This window comes from Pseudoponticoccus marisrubri, assembly GCF_001482405.1.
Taxonomy (GTDB): domain Bacteria; phylum Pseudomonadota; class Alphaproteobacteria; order Rhodobacterales; family Rhodobacteraceae; genus Pseudoponticoccus; species Pseudoponticoccus marisrubri.
In genome coordinates, this window is the sequence record NZ_LPXO01000022.1 from 29442 (window position 1) to 46067 (window position 16626).

General features: G+C 68.7%; 17 protein-coding genes. 10 read left to right on the forward strand and 7 right to left on the reverse strand.

Features of this window, described 5'->3' with window-relative positions; translation table 11 throughout:
* Positions 1-53: 53 nt before the first annotated feature.
* Together AVJ23_RS20765 and AVJ23_RS20770 are read left to right on the forward strand one after the other, a co-directional pair.
* Positions 54-2834 (forward strand): [protein-PII] uridylyltransferase family protein, encoded by a 2781-nt coding sequence (locus AVJ23_RS20765; RefSeq protein ID WP_058864149.1) that lies wholly within the window; start codon positions 54-56, stop codon positions 2832-2834.
* Positions 2831-3091, forward strand: coding sequence for a hypothetical protein (locus AVJ23_RS20770; RefSeq protein WP_058864150.1), 261 nt, complete (start codon positions 2831-2833; stop codon positions 3089-3091). The genes AVJ23_RS20765 and AVJ23_RS20770 overlap by 4 nt, the downstream gene beginning before the upstream one ends.
* Before the next feature lie 4 nt (positions 3092-3095).
* On the opposite strand, the gene eda is transcribed toward AVJ23_RS20770, so the two are convergent.
* Both eda and edd read right to left on the reverse strand, forming a co-directional pair.
* A complete protein-coding gene (gene eda, locus AVJ23_RS20775) occupies positions 3096-3740 on the reverse strand; it encodes a bifunctional 4-hydroxy-2-oxoglutarate aldolase/2-dehydro-3-deoxy-phosphogluconate aldolase (protein ID WP_205626898.1) in 645 nt (214 codons plus the stop codon).
* A gap of 99 nt (positions 3741-3839) precedes the next feature.
* Positions 3840-5645 carry a phosphogluconate dehydratase gene (gene edd / locus AVJ23_RS20780; protein WP_058864151.1) on the reverse strand — a complete coding sequence of 602 codons (1806 nt, stop codon included), beginning with the start codon at positions 5643-5645 and terminating at the stop codon, positions 3840-3842.
* Between the two features lie 272 nt (positions 5646-5917).
* On the opposite strand from edd, the gene AVJ23_RS20785 reads away from it, so the two are divergent.
* The 4 genes from AVJ23_RS20785 (at position 5918) to AVJ23_RS20800 (ending at position 9565) form a co-directional block, all read left to right on the forward strand.
* Positions 5918-6598, forward strand: coding sequence for a DUF6778 family protein (locus AVJ23_RS20785; RefSeq protein ID WP_058864152.1), 681 nt, complete (start codon positions 5918-5920; stop codon positions 6596-6598).
* Positions 6599-6641: 43 nt separating this feature from the next.
* Positions 6642-7844, forward strand: a complete 1203-nt coding sequence (locus AVJ23_RS20790) for an RSP_2647 family RNA methyltransferase (protein ID WP_058864153.1) — start codon at positions 6642-6644, stop codon at positions 7842-7844.
* Positions 7841-8380: an RSP_2648 family PIN domain-containing protein gene (locus AVJ23_RS20795; RefSeq protein WP_058864154.1), complete on the forward strand. Its 540-nt coding sequence runs from the start codon at positions 7841-7843 to the stop codon at positions 8378-8380. The genes AVJ23_RS20790 and AVJ23_RS20795 overlap by 4 nt, the downstream gene beginning before the upstream one ends.
* A gap of 105 nt (positions 8381-8485) precedes the next feature.
* A complete protein-coding gene (locus AVJ23_RS20800) occupies positions 8486-9565 on the forward strand; it encodes an ABC transporter ATP-binding protein (protein WP_058864155.1) in 1080 nt (359 codons plus the stop codon).
* Here the strand turns inward: AVJ23_RS20800 and AVJ23_RS20805 are convergent.
* From AVJ23_RS20805 to chrA, 5 genes are all read right to left on the reverse strand, one after another.
* The gene (locus AVJ23_RS20805; RefSeq protein ID WP_058864156.1) at positions 9556-9831 is read right to left on the reverse strand and encodes a ribbon-helix-helix domain-containing protein; all 276 of its coding nucleotides are present in this window, start codon (positions 9829-9831) and stop codon (positions 9556-9558) included. The genes AVJ23_RS20800 and AVJ23_RS20805 overlap by 10 nt on opposite strands.
* Positions 9785-9961 (reverse strand): DUF4169 family protein, encoded by a 177-nt coding sequence (locus AVJ23_RS20810; protein WP_058864157.1) that lies wholly within the window; start codon positions 9959-9961, stop codon positions 9785-9787. Before AVJ23_RS20810 ends, AVJ23_RS20805 begins: the two co-directional genes overlap by 47 nt.
* 181 nt (positions 9962-10142) lie before the next feature.
* The gene (gene fumC / locus AVJ23_RS20815; protein WP_058864158.1) at positions 10143-11537 is read right to left on the reverse strand and encodes a class II fumarate hydratase; all 1395 of its coding nucleotides are present in this window, start codon (positions 11535-11537) and stop codon (positions 10143-10145) included.
* Positions 11538-11653: 116 nt separating this feature from the next.
* Complete coding sequence (locus AVJ23_RS20820) at positions 11654-12127, reverse strand: SspB family protein (protein WP_058864159.1); 474 nt, start codon at positions 12125-12127, stop codon at positions 11654-11656.
* 65 nt (positions 12128-12192) lie between these two features.
* A complete protein-coding gene (gene chrA / locus AVJ23_RS20825) occupies positions 12193-13440 on the reverse strand; it encodes a chromate efflux transporter (protein WP_058864160.1) in 1248 nt (415 codons plus the stop codon).
* A gap of 89 nt (positions 13441-13529) precedes the next feature.
* Here chrA and AVJ23_RS22965 point away from each other — a divergent pair, with 89 nt between their 5' ends.
* The 4 genes from AVJ23_RS22965 to AVJ23_RS22970 all read left to right on the forward strand — a co-directional run bounded on the left by AVJ23_RS22965 (position 13530) and on the right by AVJ23_RS22970 (position 16572).
* Positions 13530-13814, forward strand: coding sequence for a hypothetical protein (locus AVJ23_RS22965; protein ID WP_157772749.1), 285 nt, complete (start codon positions 13530-13532; stop codon positions 13812-13814).
* Complete coding sequence (locus AVJ23_RS20830; RefSeq protein ID WP_058864161.1) at positions 13811-14407, forward strand: bifunctional DNA primase/polymerase; 597 nt, start codon at positions 13811-13813, stop codon at positions 14405-14407. The genes AVJ23_RS22965 and AVJ23_RS20830 overlap by 4 nt, the downstream gene beginning before the upstream one ends.
* Positions 14394-15854 carry an AAA family ATPase gene (locus AVJ23_RS20835; protein WP_240484757.1) on the forward strand — a complete coding sequence of 487 codons (1461 nt, stop codon included), beginning with the start codon at positions 14394-14396 and terminating at the stop codon, positions 15852-15854. Before AVJ23_RS20830 ends, AVJ23_RS20835 begins: the two co-directional genes overlap by 14 nt.
* A 292-nt stretch (positions 15855-16146) precedes the next feature.
* A complete protein-coding gene (locus AVJ23_RS22970) occupies positions 16147-16572 on the forward strand; it encodes a hypothetical protein (RefSeq protein WP_169795959.1) in 426 nt (141 codons plus the stop codon).
* Positions 16573-16626: the final 54 nt, after the last annotated feature.

Below are 16626 nucleotides of genomic sequence, written 5' to 3' on the forward strand. Positions count from 1 at the left end.
GGAGGAGGGCAAGACAGGTTGCCTTTGCCGCGCGGCCATGGCCATCTGCGCGCATGAGGATCTCGTCGCATATCACCCGCCTGCCACGTCCCTTCGATGCCGACCGCGCCGCCGAGGCGCGGGCTGCGGCGGGCTGGGCCACGGGCCCGCTGGCCGAGCTGATCGCCGGCACGGGCGGGTCGAGCCCCTATCTGAAGGGGCTGATCGAGACGGAGAGCGCGTGGCTGGAGGGCGCGGTCGAGGATGTGGAGGCAGCACTTGCCACGCTGAGGGATGAGCTGAACGAGACGCCCGGTGACGGCATCGGCACCGCGCTGCGGCAGGCCAAGCGGCGGGTCGCGCTGATCGCGGCGCTCTGCGATCTCTCGGGGGCCTGGGCACTGGAACAGGTGACCGGCGCGCTGACCGATTTCGCCGACCTGTCCGTCTCGCTGGCGCTGCGCGCCGCCATCGCGCGCGAGATCCGACGCGGCAAGCTGCCCGGCCAGACCGAGGCGGACATCCCCGCCGCCGGCGGCATGGTGGCGCTGGCCATGGGCAAGATGGGCGCGGGCGAGCTCAACTATTCCTCGGATATCGACCTGATCTGCCTCTTCGACGAGACACGCTATGACCGGGACGACTATCACGAGGCGCGCGCCGCGCTGGTGCGGGCCACGCGCAAGATGGCCGCCACGCTGACCGACCTGACCGGCGAGGGCTATGTCTTCCGCACCGACCTGCGGCTGCGCCCCGACCCGGCCGTCACCCCGGTCTGCATGGCGATGGAGGCGGCCGAGCGGTATTACGAGAGCCTCGGACGCACATGGGAGCGGGCCGCCTATATCAAGGCGCGCCCCTGTGCGGGCGACATCGCGGCGGGCGAGCGCTTTCTGGGCGAGCTGAAACCCTTCGTCTGGCGCAAGCACCTTGACTTTGCCGCCATCCAGGACGCGCATGACATGCGGCTGCGCATCCGCGCGCACAAGGGGCTGCACGGGCCGATCACGCTGTCGGGGCACAACATGAAGCTGGGCCGCGGCGGCATCCGCGAGATCGAGTTCTTCACCCAGACCCGGCAGCTGATCGCCGGCGGGCGCGACCCCGAGCTGCGCTCCCGTGGCACCGTGCCGGGGCTGCGCGTGCTGGCCGAGAAAGGCTGGATCCCGAGTGACGTGGCCGAGACCCTGGCCGATCACTACCGCGCGCATCGCACGGTCGAGCACCGGGTGCAGATGGTGGGTGACGCGCAGACCCATGACCTGCCCAAGACCGACGACGAGATGGAGCGGCTGGCCTGCCTGATGGGCACCGACCGCGCCGCGCTGGAGGCGGAGCTGGTGGACCGGCTGACCGAGGTGCACCAGCTGACCGAGGGCTTCTTCGCGCCCGACGAGGGTAGCGAGGCCGATATGCCCGAGGCGCTGGCCGAGAGCGAGATCCCCAGCCGCTGGCCCAGCTATCCCTGCCTGCGTTCGGAACGCGCCATGACGATCTTCAAGCGCCTGCGCCCCGAGATCCTGCGCAAGCTGGGTGAGACGGCGCGCCCCGAAGAGGCGCTGGCCGCTTTCGACGGATTCCTGCGCGGCCTGCCGGCGGGGGTGCAGCTTTTCTCGCTCTTCGAGGCCAACCCGCAGCTGATCGACCTGATCGTCGACATCGCCGGCACCTCGCCGGACCTCTCACGCCATCTCGCGCGCAATGCAGGCGTGTTCGACGCGGTGATCGGCGGCGGCTTCTTCGCGCCCTGGCCGGGCATGCGGGCGCTGCGGCAGGAACTGTCCGACCTGCTGGCCGAGGCCGATGATTACGAGCGTCGGCTGGACGCGGCGCGGCGCTGGGGCAAGGAATGGCATTTCCGCGCCGGCGTCCACCTGCTGCGCGGGCTGATGGACCCCGAGGAGGCCGGCCACGCCTATGCCGAGCTGGCCGAGGCCACGCTTTCGGCGTTGTTCCCGGTGGTGGTGGTGGAGTTCGCCCGCAAGCACGGGCCCCCGCCGGGGCGCGGCGCGGTGGTGCTGGGCATGGGCTCGCTGGGGGCGGGGCGGCTGCACGCGCGCTCGGATCTCGACGTGATCGTGATCTACGATGCCGACGGGGTGGAGGCCTCGGACGGGCGCAAGCCCTTGGACTCGCGCAGCTATTACGCGCGGCTGACCAAGGCGTTGATCACCGCCATGACCGCGCAGACCGCCGAGGGGCGGCTCTACGAGGTGGACATGCGGCTGCGCCCCTCGGGCAACCAGGGGCCGGTGGCGACGTCCTGGGACAGTTTCCGCAACTACCAGAGCAACGAGGCCTGGGTGTGGGAGCACCTGGCCCTGACCCGTGCGCGGGTGGTGGCCGGGGCGGCGGGGCTGGCCGGCGATGTCGAGGCGTTCCGGCGCGAGTTGCTGGGCACGCCGCGCGCGGCGGACACGATCCTGCAGGAGGTGGCGAAGATGCGCGCCCGGATCGCCGCGGCCAAGGACAGGGGCGACCCGTGGGAGCCCAAGATCGGCTTTGGCCGCATGCAGGAGATCGACCTCGTGGCGCAGGCGGCGGCGCTGCTTTCGGGCCGGCCGGTGCGCCAGACGCCGCGCGCGCTGCGGCAGGCGGACTGGATCGCGCAAGAGGACCGCGCCGCGCTGATCGAGGCGCATGGCCTGTGCTGGGCGTTGCAGATCGGCGCGCGGCTGGTCAGCGACGAGGCGCTGGATCCCGAGAGCCTTGGCACGGGGGGCTGCGACTTCCTGCTGCGCCTGACCGGCAGGTCGGATATGACCGAACTGAGGTCGCGACTGGAGGCGGCAACGGCCCGCGCCGGCGCCATCATCGACCAGCTTCTGCCAGAGACAAGCGAGGGCGCGTCATGACAGGCGACACGGTGGATCCCAAGGGGCTGATCGCCGAGGCCTACCGGATCGAGGGGATCACCCCGGCCGAGTGCCGGTCGATCTTTCTCGACTGGGCGCTGTCGGTGCCCACGGGTGTGGATGCCAGGGCGCTGGTGGCCGTGCTGCTGTCGCGCCACGGCGCGCCGGGTCACCCGATGACGACGGTGCTGCGCGACGGGCTGGACGAGGCCGGGGCGCCGCGCCGCCGCGGCGGGCGCGGCGGACGGCGGCGCTGAGGGCTCAGCGGGGCAGGGCGGCCGCCTCGCGGGCCAGCGCCTCGATCGCATCCCAGTCGCCGGCCGTGACCTTGTCCTTGGGCGCCACCCAGGAGCCGCCGCAGCACAGCACGTTGGACAGCGACAGGTAGTCGCCCACGTTCTTCATGCTGACCCCACCAGTGGGGCAGAAGCGCACCTGCGGGATGGGGGCGCCGATCGCCTTGAGCGCGGGCGCGCCGCCATTGGCCTCGGCGGGGAAGAATTTTTGCACGGTATAGCCGCGCTCCAGCAGGCGCATCACCTCGGAGGAGGTGGCGGCGCCGGGCAGGATCGGCAGGCCGGCCTCTTCGCAGGCCGACAGCACCGTGTCGGTGGCCCCGGGCGAGACGCCGAACTGCGCGCCGGCATCCACCGCGTTGCGCACGTCATCGGGCGTCAGCAGAGTGCCCGCGCCGACCACGCCGCCTTCGACCTGTGCCATCTCGCGGATCACGTCCAGCGCGGCCGGGGTGCGCAGCGTGACCTCGAGCACGGGCAGGCCGCCCTTGACCAGCGCGGTGGCCAGCCCCTTGGCCTGCGCGGCCTCCTCCACGACGAGGACCGGGATCACGGGGGCGAGTTGGCAGAGCTCCAGCGATTTCTGGCTGGCATCGGCAGGGGTGATCATCGGCAGTCTCCGGTGGAACAGGGATAATGTCTGGGGAACAGGAAGCAGGGCGCGCGCGAAATGTCGAGAGGGCGCGCGCCCCTTGGGATCATCTGGAGGTCAGACCACCACGGCCGCGCCGTTCGAGGACAGGCCCACATTCTGGCGGAAGGCCTCGAACAGCTCGCGGCCGACGCCATGGCCATTGTCGCTCAGATCCGCGGTGGCCAGTTCTCGACTGTCGAAATCGGGGGCGAGGCAGTCCAGCGTGCCCTTGACCGCGTCCAGCCGCACGATGTCGCCATCGCGCACCTTGGCCAGCGGGCCGCCATTCTTGGCCTCGGGCGAGACATGGATCGCCGCCGGCACCTTGCCCGAGGCGCCCGACATGCGGCCATCGGTGACCAGCGCCACCTTCAGCCCGCGATCCTGCAGCACCGCCAGCGTCGGCGTCAGCCCGTGCAGTTCGGGCATGCCGTTCGAGGACGGGCCCTGGAAGCGCACGACAAAGATCGTGTCCTCGGTGATCTCGCCGGCCTTGAAGGCGGCCTTGACGCTGTCCTGGTCCTGGAAGACGCGGGCCTTGGCCTCGATCACGTGACGCTCGGAGGCGACGGCCGAGACCTTGATCATCCCGTGGCCCAGGTTGCCGTAAAGCTGCTTGAGCCCGCCGGTCGGCTGGAACGGGTTCGAGGCGGGGCGCACGATCTTGTCGTTCTGCGTCTCCTTCGGGCCATCCACCCAGGTGACCCGGTCGCCGTTCAGACGCGGCTCCTGCGTGTAGCGCGACAGCCCGTCACCGGCCACGGTGGTCACGTCGTCATGCAGCAGGCCGGCCTCCAGCAACTCGGCCATCATGAATTGCAGCCCGCCCGCGGCGTGGAAGTGGTTCACGTCGGCCAGCCCGTTGGGATAGACCTTGGCCATCAGCGGCGTCACGCTCGAGATCTCGTCGAAATCCTCCAGCTCCAGCGCGATGCCGGCGGCCCGCGCCATGGCCGGCATGTGCAACACGAGGTTGGTGGAGCCGCCGGTGGCCATCAGCCCGACGATGCCGTTTACGAAGGCCTTGGCGTCCAGCACGTCGCAGACCGGGCGGTAATCATTGCCCAGATTGGTGATCTGCAGCGCCCGCTCGGCGCCCGCCACGGTCAGCGCGTCGCGCAGCGGCGTGTTCGGGTTGACGAAGCTGGTGCCCGGCAGGTGCAGCCCCATGAACTCCATCAGCATCTGGTTGGTGTTCGCCGTGCCGTAGAAGGTGCAGGTGCCGGGGCTGTGATACGAGGCCATCTCGGCCTCCATCAGCTTGTCGCGGCCCACCTCGCCTGCGGCGAATTGCTGGCGCACCTTGGCCTTCTCGTCATTGGGCAGGCCCGAGGGCATGGGCCCGGCGGGCAGGAAGATGCCCGGGATGTAGCCGAAAGTCGCGGCTGCGATGACAAGCCCCGGCACGATCTTGTCGCAGACGCCCAGGTAGACGGCGGCGTCGAAGACATTGTGCGACAGCGCCACCCCGGCGGCCAGCGCGATCACGTCACGCGAGAACAGCGACAGCTCCATGCCGACCTGGCCTTGCGTGACCCCGTCGCACATGGCCGGCACGCCGCCCGCCACCTGCGCCGTGCCGCCCGCGTTGCGCGCGGCGGCGCGGATCAGGTCGGGGAAACGCTCGAAGGGCTGATGCGCCGAGAGCATGTCGTTATAGGCGCTGACAATGCCGAGGTTCGGGGCGTGGCCGGTGGACAGCGCGTCCTGGTCCTGGCCCATCGCGGCATAGGCATGGGCCTGGTTGCCGCAGGTCAGGTGCGCGCGGCGCGGGCCTTCGTCGGCGGCGCGCCGCATCCGGTCGAGATAGGTGGCGCGCATGTCCGTGCTGCGGGTCTCGATCCGCTCGGTCACGCGAGCGATGGTGTCGTTGAGCGCCATGGGGATCTCCGATCTGTTCGTTGCCCCTCCCTTACACCAGTTAGCGCTAACAGTAAAGCCGGAGGCTACCTGGGAAAAAGCCGGAGGCGCGCGGTCGTCATGCGCGACGGGCAGGGCCGCGCGCTGTGCCCGCCGCGGTGCTCCCGGCCCGGGAATGATCCCGGATCCGCCGCAAAGCGGCCCGAATCCTCGGCGACAACAGTGGTTAACCAAGTCCGAATGGACAATGCGCGTCCAAACGGCGCGCGCCCCGAGGCAGAAAGGATCCACGCATGACACCTCTTCGCATCGCAGCCGGGCTGTTCGTGATCGCCGGCCTCTCGGCTTGCGGCGCCGCGCCCAAGGTGGCGCGCAACGCGCCCTTCGAACCCGTCCCGGCCGAGACCCGCATCGCTGCCCCGGCGCAGACCGCCAGCCTTGCGCTTGCGGCGCCTGCGCGCCGCGACCTGCGCATCGCCGACGTTGCGATCGAGATCCCCAAGGATCTGACCGTCTCCGAGGCCAATCTCTACTACCCCGTGGCCGATATCGTCTGGCGCGGCGACCCGTACGGGCCGCGCAAGCCCCAAGTCGCCGCGATCCTGCGCGAGGCGGCCGACCGGGCCCGCGCCGAGCTGGATGGCAGCCGCCCCGCGCGGGTCGAGATCCGGCTCGACCGATTCCACTCGATCACGGAAAAGGCCCGCTACACGCTGGGCGGCGTGCACTCGATCACCTTCCACCTGAACATCATCGACATGGAGACCGGCGCCCATATCGTGCGCGGTCGCAAGGTGAAGGCCGACCTGCGCGGCTTCGGCGCGGACAAGGCGCTGGAGGCCGAGCATGCCGGGCTGGGCATGAAGGAACGCATCCAGCGCCACCTGGCGCGGGTGATCGCGGCCGAGGTCGGTCAACCCGAGGGCTGGACGGAAAAGGGCATTGCCGAGGGCGACGCGCCCGCCACGTTCTGAGCGGCGCTTTTCACCCGCAAGAAAGCAGGCTAAGGCAGGCGCCATGTCCGCCGAAGCCCCCGACCGCCCCGTCCTGCGCCTGAAACCCAAGGCCAATGCCCGCGCCATCCGGCGCGGCGCGCCATGGATCTACGACAACGAGCTGGTCATGGACCGGCGCAGCAAGGCCATCGCGCCGGGCAGCATCGCCCGGCTGGAAGACCATGAACGTCAGCCGCTGGGCACAGTCGCGGTCAACCCCGGCTCGCGTATCGTGGCCCGCATGCTCGACCCCGACCCGGAGGCCCGGATCGACCGCGCCTGGCTGGCCGCGCGGCTGGAGCGGGCGCTGGCGCTGCGCGCGCGGCTCTATCCCACCCCGTTCTACCGGCTGGTCCATGCCGAGGCCGACGGGTTGCCCGGCGTGGTGATCGACCGCTTCGGCGACCACGCGGTGATCCAGCCCAACGCCGCCTGGGCCGAGGCGCGGCTGGAGGCCCTGACCGAGGCGCTGGTGCAGGTCACCGGCGTGACCTGCGTGCTCAAGAATGCCGGCGGCCGCGGCCGGGCGCTGGACGGGCTGGATGATACCGATGCCGTCCTGCACGGCACCGCGCCCGACGCGCCCATCCCCGTCGAGATGAACGGCGCCACCTACATGGCCGACCTGACCGGCGGCCAGAAGACCGGCCTGTTCTACGACCAACGCGAGAACCATGCCTTTGCCGCGCGGCTGGCAAGCGAGGCGCGCGTGCTGGACGTGTTTTCCCACGTCGGCGGCTTCGGCCTTGCCGCGCTGGCGGGGGGCGCGGCCTCCGTCACCTGCGTCGACGGCTCGCAGCCCGCGCTGGAGCTTGCCGAGGCCGGCGCCCGGGCGATGGGCGGGGCCGAGCGCTTCACGACCCGGCAGGGCGATGCCTTCGACCAGCTGCAGGCGCTGGCCGGTGAGGAGGCGCGGTTCGAGCTGGTGATCTGCGACCCGCCCGCCTTCGCCCCTGCCAAGCCCGCGCTGGACAAGGGCTTGCGCGCCTATGAGCGCGTGGCACGCCTTGCCGCGCCGCTGGCGAGCGAGGGCGGCGTGCTGGTGCTGTGCTCCTGTTCCCATGCCGCGGATCTGTCGGCCTTCACCGGCGCCTGCCTGCGCGGCATCGGCCGGGCCGGGCGCCGGGCGCAGCTGCTCCACACCGGCTTTGCCGGGCCGGACCACCCGCTGCTGCCGCAGCTGGCCGAATCGGGCTATCTCAAGGCGCTGGTGTTCCGGCTGTGAAAGTGCTGCTGGACACCTGCGTGCTGTATCCAACGGTGATGCGCGCGGTGCTGCTGGGCGTGGCGGGGCAGGGGCTGTTCACCCCGCTCTGGTCGGCGCGCATCCTCGAGGAATGGGCCCGCGCCGCGCGCAAGCTGGGCCCCGATGGCGAGGCGCAGGCCCGCGGCGAGATCGCCCTGACCCGCGCCGCCTGGCCCGGGGCCGAGGTGGCGTGGAAACCCTCGCTCGAGGATCGGCTCTGGCTGCCCGATGGCAATGACGTGCACGTGCTGGCCGCTGCCGTCGCGGGCTCGGCCGACGTGATCGTCACCGCCAATGCGCAGGATTTCCCGCGCGGCGTGCTGGCCGAGGAAGGCCTGTCGCGCGCCGATCCGGATGCCTTTCTGCTGGGCCTCTGGCAGGGCGCGCCCGAGGCGGTCGCCACGGTCTGTCAGGCCTGCGCCGCCGAGGCCGGGCGCCTGTCGGGCGAGGACTGGACCCCGCGCCGCCTGCTGAAGAAGGCGCGCCTGCCGCGGCTGGCCAAGGCGCTTGGCTGAGCCGCGCCCGACCGGGCCCGCGCGGGGTTGTGCCCGGCGAGGGGGCGGTCTATCTCCGGTGAAACCCGATGATTTCCCTCGGATACGATTGCGAGGCTCCGACACGTGACCCCACCGCGCCTTGAAATCCGCGACCTCGTGCGCCGCTTCGACGGGCGCACCGTGGTCGACCATGTCTCGCTCAGCATCGCGCCGGGCCATGTCACCTGCCTGCTGGGCCCCTCGGGCTGCGGCAAGTCGACCACGCTGCGCATGATCTCGGGCGTCGAAATGCAGGATGCGGGCACCATCCACGTGGATGGCGAGCTGGTCTGCGACACCGTGTTCCGCGTCCCGCCCGAGCGGCGCTCCATCGGCATGATGTTCCAGGATTTCGCGCTTTTTCCGCATCTCAGCGTGGGCGAGAACGTGGGCTTCGGCCTGTCCGGCCCGGGCTCTGAACGGCGCGCCCGCGCCAAGACCCTGCTGGATCGCGTCGGGCTGGCGCATTTCATCGACGAATACCCGCACCAGCTCTCGGGGGGCGAACAGCAGCGCGTCGCGCTGGCCCGCGCGCTGGCGCCGCGCCCGCGCATCATGCTGATGGACGAGCCCTTCTCGGGGCTGGACAACCGGCTGCGTGACGGCATCCGGGACGAGACGCTGGACCTGCTCAAGGAAGAGGGCACCTCGGTCCTGCTGGTCACGCACGAACCCGAGGAAGCCATGCGCATGGCCGACGAGATCGCGCTGATGCGCGACGGGCGGATCGTGCAGCAGGGCGCGCCCTACAACATCTACAACGCGCCCGCCGACAAGGAGGCCGTGGCCTTCTTCAGCGATGTCAACGTCTTGCGCGGACAGGTGAAGGGCGCGCTGACCGAGACGCCCTTCGGCCAGTTCCTCGCGCCGGGCGTGCCGGACGGCGCAGAGGTCGAGATCGTCTTCCGCCCCCAGCATGTCGGCATCGATTTCGACCGCGACGGGCGCGGCCCCAACCCCACTGCCATGGCCGGTACGCCGGCGCGCGGCATCGTGCAACGCGCGCGCTTCATCGGTTCCGAGAGCCTGGTGGAGTTCCGCATGGAACATGGCGGCCAGGTGCTCAAGGCCACGGTGCCGAATGTCTTCCTGCCGCAGCCGGGCCGCCCGCTCTGGCTGACCATCCGGCGCGACCGCTGCTTCGTCTTTCCCGCTCAGGGCTGAGCGCGCCGCAGCCGGTCCAGCACGTAAACCCTGATCGACGAGGCCAGCCCAACATCGGGGTCGCGCGCCGCGTCGATCTCCGAGGCCAGCGCGTTCAGCGCCTTGCCATCCGCGGCCGCCATCTCGCGGAAGGCCTGCCAGAACGCGTCTTCCAAAGACACCGATGTTCGGTGCCCGCGCAAGGTCAGCGAGCGCTTCACCGGCCGGCCCGATCTTGCGTCACTCGTCAAGCTTGTGCCCGTCCAGCGCGCGCCGTGCCTTGTCATCGCGTGCCTTGGCCAGACCCTTCTCGGCCTTGCTCTGCCCGTGGCGCGCGGCATTCTCGTCGCCCTTGCGGCGCTTCTCGGCGCGGGCCTTCTGCTTGCGGAAGGTGGAGAGATTGACCGTCTTGCCCATGCCCGAAGCTTAGCGCGGCTGTTCAGGGCAGGAAAGGGGGCTCCGCCCCCTCGCCGCGAGCGCGGCTCACCCCCGGAGTATTTGCCGGAAAGATGAAAGGTCAGGGGTCGGCCTGTCTTTCATCTTTCTCCAAATACTCGGGGGAGGCTCGCAGAGCCGGTGGCGAAGCCCCCCACGTCGCTTAGGCTTTCGGCCCGACCATCTGCTCGGGGCGTACGACCCGGTCGAAGGTTTCCTCGTCCACGAAGCCCAGGCCGATGGCCTCTTCCTTGAGCGTGGTGCCCTTCTTGTGCGCGGTCTTGGCGACCGTGGTGGCATTGTCATAGCCGATCTCGGGCGCGAGCGCGGTGACCAGCATCAGGCTTTCGCGCATCAGCTTCTCGATCCGGTCGCGGTTGGCTTCCAGCCCGTCGACGAGGTTGTCGGTGAAGGCCGAGGCCGCGTCGCCCAGAAGCTGCATGCTCTGCAGCACGTTATAGGCCATCATCGGCTTGTAGACATTGAGCTCGAAATGGCCCTGGCTGCCGGCAAAGCCCACGGCGGCGTCGTTGCCCATGACATGGGCGCAGACCTGGGTCAGCGCCTCGCATTGGGTCGGGTTGACCTTGCCGGGCATGATCGAGCTGCCGGGCTCGTTCTCGGGCAGGATCAGCTCGCCCAGCCCGCAGCGCGGGCCCGAGCCCAGCAGGCGGATGTCATTGGCGATCTTGAAAAGCGAGGCCGCCACGGTCTTGAGCGCGCCGGACATCTCGACCATGGCGTCATGCGCGGCCAGCGCCTCGAACTTGTTGGGCGCGGTCACGAAGGGCAGGCCGGTGATCTGCGCCATGTTGGCGGCCACGGTCTCGGCCCAGCCCTGTTGGGTATTGAGCCCGGTGCCCACGGCGGTGCCGCCCTGGGCCAGCTCGTAGATCCGCGGCAAGGCCGCCTTGATGCGCTCGATCCCCATGGCGACCTGGTGCAGGTAGCCCGAGAATTCCTGGCTGAGCGTCAGGGGGGTCGCATCCTGGGTATGGGTGCGACCGATCTTGATGATGCCGTCGAACTCGGCGACCTTGCGCGCCAGCGCGCCGTGCAGCTTCTCGAGCCCGGGCAGCAGCACCTCGTGCGCGGTCACGGCCGTGGCTATATGCATCGCGGTGGGGAAGGTGTCGTTCGAGGACTGGCCCATGTTGCAGTGATCGTTCGGATGCACCGGGTCCTTGGAGCCCATGGTGCCGCCGAGGATCTCGATCGCGCGGTTGCCGATCACCTCGTTGGCGTTCATGTTCGACTGCGTGCCCGAACCGGTCTGCCAGACGACCAGCGGGAAGTTGTCGTCGAGCTTGCCCTGGTGCACCTCGGAGGCGGCCTCGATGATGGCGTCGGCGATCTTCGCATCCAGCTTGCCATTGGCCTTGTTGGCCATGGCGCAGGCCTGCTTGATCACGCCCAGCGCGCGCACGATGGCCACGGGCTGGCGTTCCCACCCGATGGGGAAGTTCAGGATGGACCGCTGGGTCTGGGCGCCCCAGTACTTGTCGGCGGGGACGTCGAGCGGGCCGAAGCTGTCGGTTTCGGTGCGGGTTCCGGTCATCGCAATGCTCCTGCGGATAGGGTCGCCTTGTCATAGCCGATGCGTGGTGAAAGGCAACACGGCATACCGTGGGATACCGTTAACATCCGCAGGTTTCGGGCGCGGCTTGCGCGACCCTACTTGCGGAACCGGTCGAGGCTGACGACCTCGGCATCCTGATGGGCCTCGCGCGCGGGCGGCTGGCCGTCCTCGGGCGGCTCGGGCGGGTGCGGCCCGTCATCATCCTCGTCATCCTCGTCCTGGCTTTCGAAGCGCAGGCCGAACTCGACCGAGGGATCCACGAAGGTCTTGATCGCGTCGTAGGGGATGTAGAGCCGCTCGGGCGCGTCGCCGAAATTCAGCGTGACCGAGAACCCCTCGTCGGTGACCTCGAGCCCGTCGAACCAGTGCTGCATGACCACCGTCATCTCGCCCGGGTAGCGGTCGGCCAGCCAGTCGGCCAGCTCGGTCTCGGGGTGCTGGGTGTCGAAGGTGATGAAGAAGTGATGCTCTCCCGGCAGGCCGCGGGATTGCACATCCTCCAGCACCTCCTGGATCAGACCGCGCATGGCGCGATGCATCAGCTTGCCGTAATCGATACCTTCTGACATGTCGTGAGCCTTCCCCTGTCTCCCTCACCATATTGTTTTTGACGCGGAACGAAAGGGGGGAATGCTCAGAGCCGCGACAGCGCCCAGGCCAGCGCCGCGCAGGCCACCAGCGTGACCGGCACGCCGCGTTTCAGCCCGATCAGCAGGATCCCGGCCAGCGCAATTGCGGGCAGCACCTGCCAGCGCAGCGAGGCGGGCACCGGCAGGTCGACCTGCACCGGCCCGGCCCCCACCTGGGTCAGCTGCGCGAACAGAACGTGCAGCGCGAACCAGAGCGACAGGTTCAGGATCACGCCCACCACCGCGGCGCTGATCGCTGCCAGGGCCGCGGTCAGCCGTGGCCGCGCCAGCAGCGTCTCGACGTAAGGGGCGCCGGCGAAGATCCACAGAAAGCAGGGCACGAAGGTCATCCAGAGCGTCAGCGCGCCCGCGGCCAGTGCCAGCCCGGGGCCGCCCTGCGCATGTCCCGTCAGCTGGCCCACGAATTGTGTCACCAGGATCAGCGGACCGGGCGTCGTCTCGGCCAGGCCCAGCGCGTCGACCATCTGCTCGGGCGCGAGCCAGCCGCGGATCTCGACCACTTCCTGCGCCATGTAGGCCAGCACGGCATAGGCGCCGCCGAAGGTGACGACCGCCAGCTTGCCGAAGAAGACCGACAGGTCGAAGAGCAGTTCCTGCCCGGACAGGTACAGTACCGGCAGCGGCGCCAGCCAGAGCGCGGCCCAGAGCAGCAGCGTGGCCGGCCGGGTGCGCGCCACGGGCGTCGCCTCGGGCAGCGGGGTGTCGGGCGGCGCTGCGCGCCACGCCCCCCAGAGCGCGGCCAGCGCGATGATCAGCGGAAAGGGCAGGCCCAGAGCGAAGAGCGCCACGAAGGAGAGCCCCGCGAGGGCCAGATCACCCCGACCGCGCAGCGCCTTCTGCGACAGCCGCCAGAGCGCCTGGGCCACGATGACCAGTACGCAGGCCTTCACGCCCAGCAGCAGCGCCTCGGTCTCGGGGCGGGCACCGTATTGCGCATAGAGCAGGGCCAGCGCCGCGAGCAGCGCCGCGCCGGGCAGCACGAAGAGCCCGCCCGCCACCAGACCGCCGGGGATGCCGCGCAGGCGCCAGCCGGCATAGGTGGCCAGCTGCATCGCCTCGGGCCCGGGCAGCAGCATGCAGAAGCTGAGCGCGCGCAGGAATTGGGCCTCGGTCAGCCAGGGCCGTGCCTCGACCAGTTCGCGATGCATCAGCGCGATCTGCGCCGCGGGCCCGCCGAAGGACAGAAGGCCGATGCGTCCGAAGACGGAAAACAGGGTGGAGAGTGGCGTCATGCAGCGGCCCCTGACAGCTTGGCGCAACAGTTTCATGACACACCAGTCGGTTGCACGCCGTTTTTCACGTGACCTGCGGGGGATTGGCGATGTGGGGGAAGTGCAGGCTTTTGCCTGTTCCCGCCTTTCTGGCGCAACATCAAGGCGATGCGTTTTCCAACGTCGGCCCGAACAACCGCGAACACGCCGAGAACGAACCGGCATTTTGTAAAGCGTTTCAAAGCATTGCTGAAAAAGAAGACGCCGCTGCGGCTGGTCCCCGCAACGGCGCTGAGAGCGTATGTGAAGCAGGTCAGCTTACCCCTCACGATAGCCCGTTGTGGCGCGGCGCGCCAGACATTATCGCGCGGCACTTCGAAGGGGGTCTGGTATGAACGCTTTGACCCCCCAAGCGATGCTTTCTGAGCCGTGGCCCTACCTGGGCACCCCCGAGGAACGCGCGGCGCTCTTTCGCAAGGAACTGTTGAGCGCGGCCCTGGGTTACGCGGCCAAGGGCTATCCGGTGTTCCCCGCTATTATGATCGACGGCCAGAAAAAGCCGCTGGTCAAGTGGGGCAAGGGCGAAGATGGCCACCCGGAACAGACCAAGCGGCGGGCGACGACTGACCCCGAGACGGTCAAGGCGTGGTGGGCGCGCTGGCCTCTGGCCATGATCGGAATGCCCACTGGCAAGCCGTCTGGCGTGGTAGTGCTGGACATTGACCGCAAGAACGGGGTGGACGGGCTGGCCAATCTGCGGGCGGTCGGGATCGACCCCTATTCCCTGTCCCCGGTCATATCCATCACCCCGAGCGGCGGCTTGCATGTGTTCATGCGCTACAATGGCCCGCTCAAAAACTCTGCGGGCCTCTTGGCGGCGGGCGTCGATATTCGGGGGGACGGCGGCTATGTCGTCCTGCCCCCGTCTCTGCCGTCCATCACTCGCGACGAATACCAATGGGAAGGGGGCGGCTATGGGTGCCTGTAACCTTCCCGAGTATCCCCGCGATCTGCGGTCGCTTGAGGATACCAAGCGCGGCGAGAAATGGGCGCGGCGGGCGCTGGACGCTGAGGCGGCGATTGTGGCGGGCGCGATGAACGGCACCCGCAACACGACGCTGAACAACGCGGCGCTCAAGCTGGGCCACAAGGTCGCGTCGGGATACCTGCAAGCGGCTGAGGTCGAGGCGGCTTTGATGGAAGCGGCGCAACGGTCGGGGCTTGCTCAAGAGGATGGCCCCGAGACGGTGCGTGCCACGATCAGGAGCGGCCTGACGGCTGGTCTGCAAGAGCCTGAACACCCGCAAGACCGGCCCGACTATCGGCCAGCCCCGCGCGGCCCGACGATCATTCAACCGGCCCCGGCGCGTGAGAGCCAATTCTATTCGGCGGCATCGCTCAAGGGGAAGCCGGTCCCGCCCCGGCAATGGCTGGTGCACGGACTGGTGCCCCAAAAGACGGTCACGCTTTTCAGCGGCGACGGGGGCACCGGCAAGAGCCTCTTGGCGCTGCAACTGGCGGTCGCGGTCGCGGCACAAACCGCATGGATCGGCAAGACGGCGAACACCGGGCGCGTGATCTTCCTGAGTGCCGAGGATGACGACGACGAATTGCACCGGCGGCTTGATGACATTCTGACGGCTGAGGGCCGGGACTATGACGATCTGTCGGGCCTCACCCTGCGGTCGCTGGCGGGCGAGGATGCGTTGCTGGCGGTCGAGACGCAAATTGCCCTGATGCAATCCGCGCTGTTCGAGGAGTTGGACAAGCGGGCGGCTGAGGAAGCCCCGGCCCTGATCGTCATCGACACCCTGGCGGACGTGTATCCGGCCAATGAGAACGACCGGGCCAAGGTGCGGCAATTCGTGGGCATCCTGCGCGGTCTGGCGATCAAGCGGAAATGCGCGGTCCTGCTGCTGGGCCACCCGTCCCTGACCGGCCTCAATAGCGGCACGGGAACGTCAGGATCGACGGCATGGAATAACTCTGTCCGGTCGCGGCTCTACCTGTCGCGGATCACCGACAACGGCTTTGAGCCTGACCCTGACGCGCGGGTGTTGTCCACCAAGAAAGCCAACTATGGGCGCACGGGTGGCGAGATCAATCTCAAATGGGAGGCTGGCCGCTTCATCGCTGAGGCGCAGCCCACGGGGCTTGATGCGCTGGCCGCCGGAGCCAAGGGCGAGCGGGTATTCCTCAAGCTGCTGGACACCCTGACCGCGCAAGGCCGCTACGTCTCTGCCAGCCCCGGCCCGACATACGCCCCGACGCAATTCGCCAGCCACCCCGAGGCTGAGGGCTGCACCAAGCGGGCGCTCAAGAGCGCGATGGATGCGCTTTTCGGACGCGGCGAGATCGTCATTGCCAGCCACGGCAGCGGCGCGAAAGCCCGCTCACACATTGCCAGAAAGGGGGCCGATCATGGTCAAGAGTAAGGGTGCAACCCCCGGTGCAATACTGAGTGCAACCCCCGGTGCAACCCCCCGCCAACACCCGGTCAACGGGGGTGCGACACATACCCCTAATACCCCATGCGTTGCACCCGCCAATGGCGGCGGGCACGCGCAGAGTGCCACCGACACCGACGTCGTTCTTCTGGGACATCAAGACAAAGCCGTTCCCGCCAGTGAACGTACGCGCACTTGGCTCCTCCAGCCGCCATGAAAGGGGCTGGAAATTCACCGATCTTCGAAAACACACCAGGTGGCAAAAAAATGGATGTGAAATATGACCAAAATGAAAGACCCTTCAATCATGTCGCTGGTCAAAGACCAAAAGGTCGACCCTTTTCAGTTCTTGGGAGGGTCAATCGTCGGAGCGTGGAACGAAACTCTCTTGAACCAAACCATGATGAGCGTGTGGGCGAGGAACTCACCGCCAGAGACGCAGGACCAGCACTTTGATGCAACGCTCGCGGCAATGGCTGGAATGGAGCCACGAGACGAACTCGAAGCCATGATGAACGCGCAATTGATCGCATCCCACAACGCGACAATGGAGTTCTATCGTCGAGCAAACCAAACTGGCCAAAATTTTGAGGGTGCATGCGCGGCACTCAACCAGGCCACCAAGCTGTCTCGCAACTTTGCGCGACTGGTCGAGGTTCGGTGGCCTGCCCCTATTGGGTGGTCCGGTTTCAGTCTTAGTGCATGACGGGTCTCGGCGCCAAGGTAGATGCCTGGGGCGGGGGCGATCCGCCATCTCGGG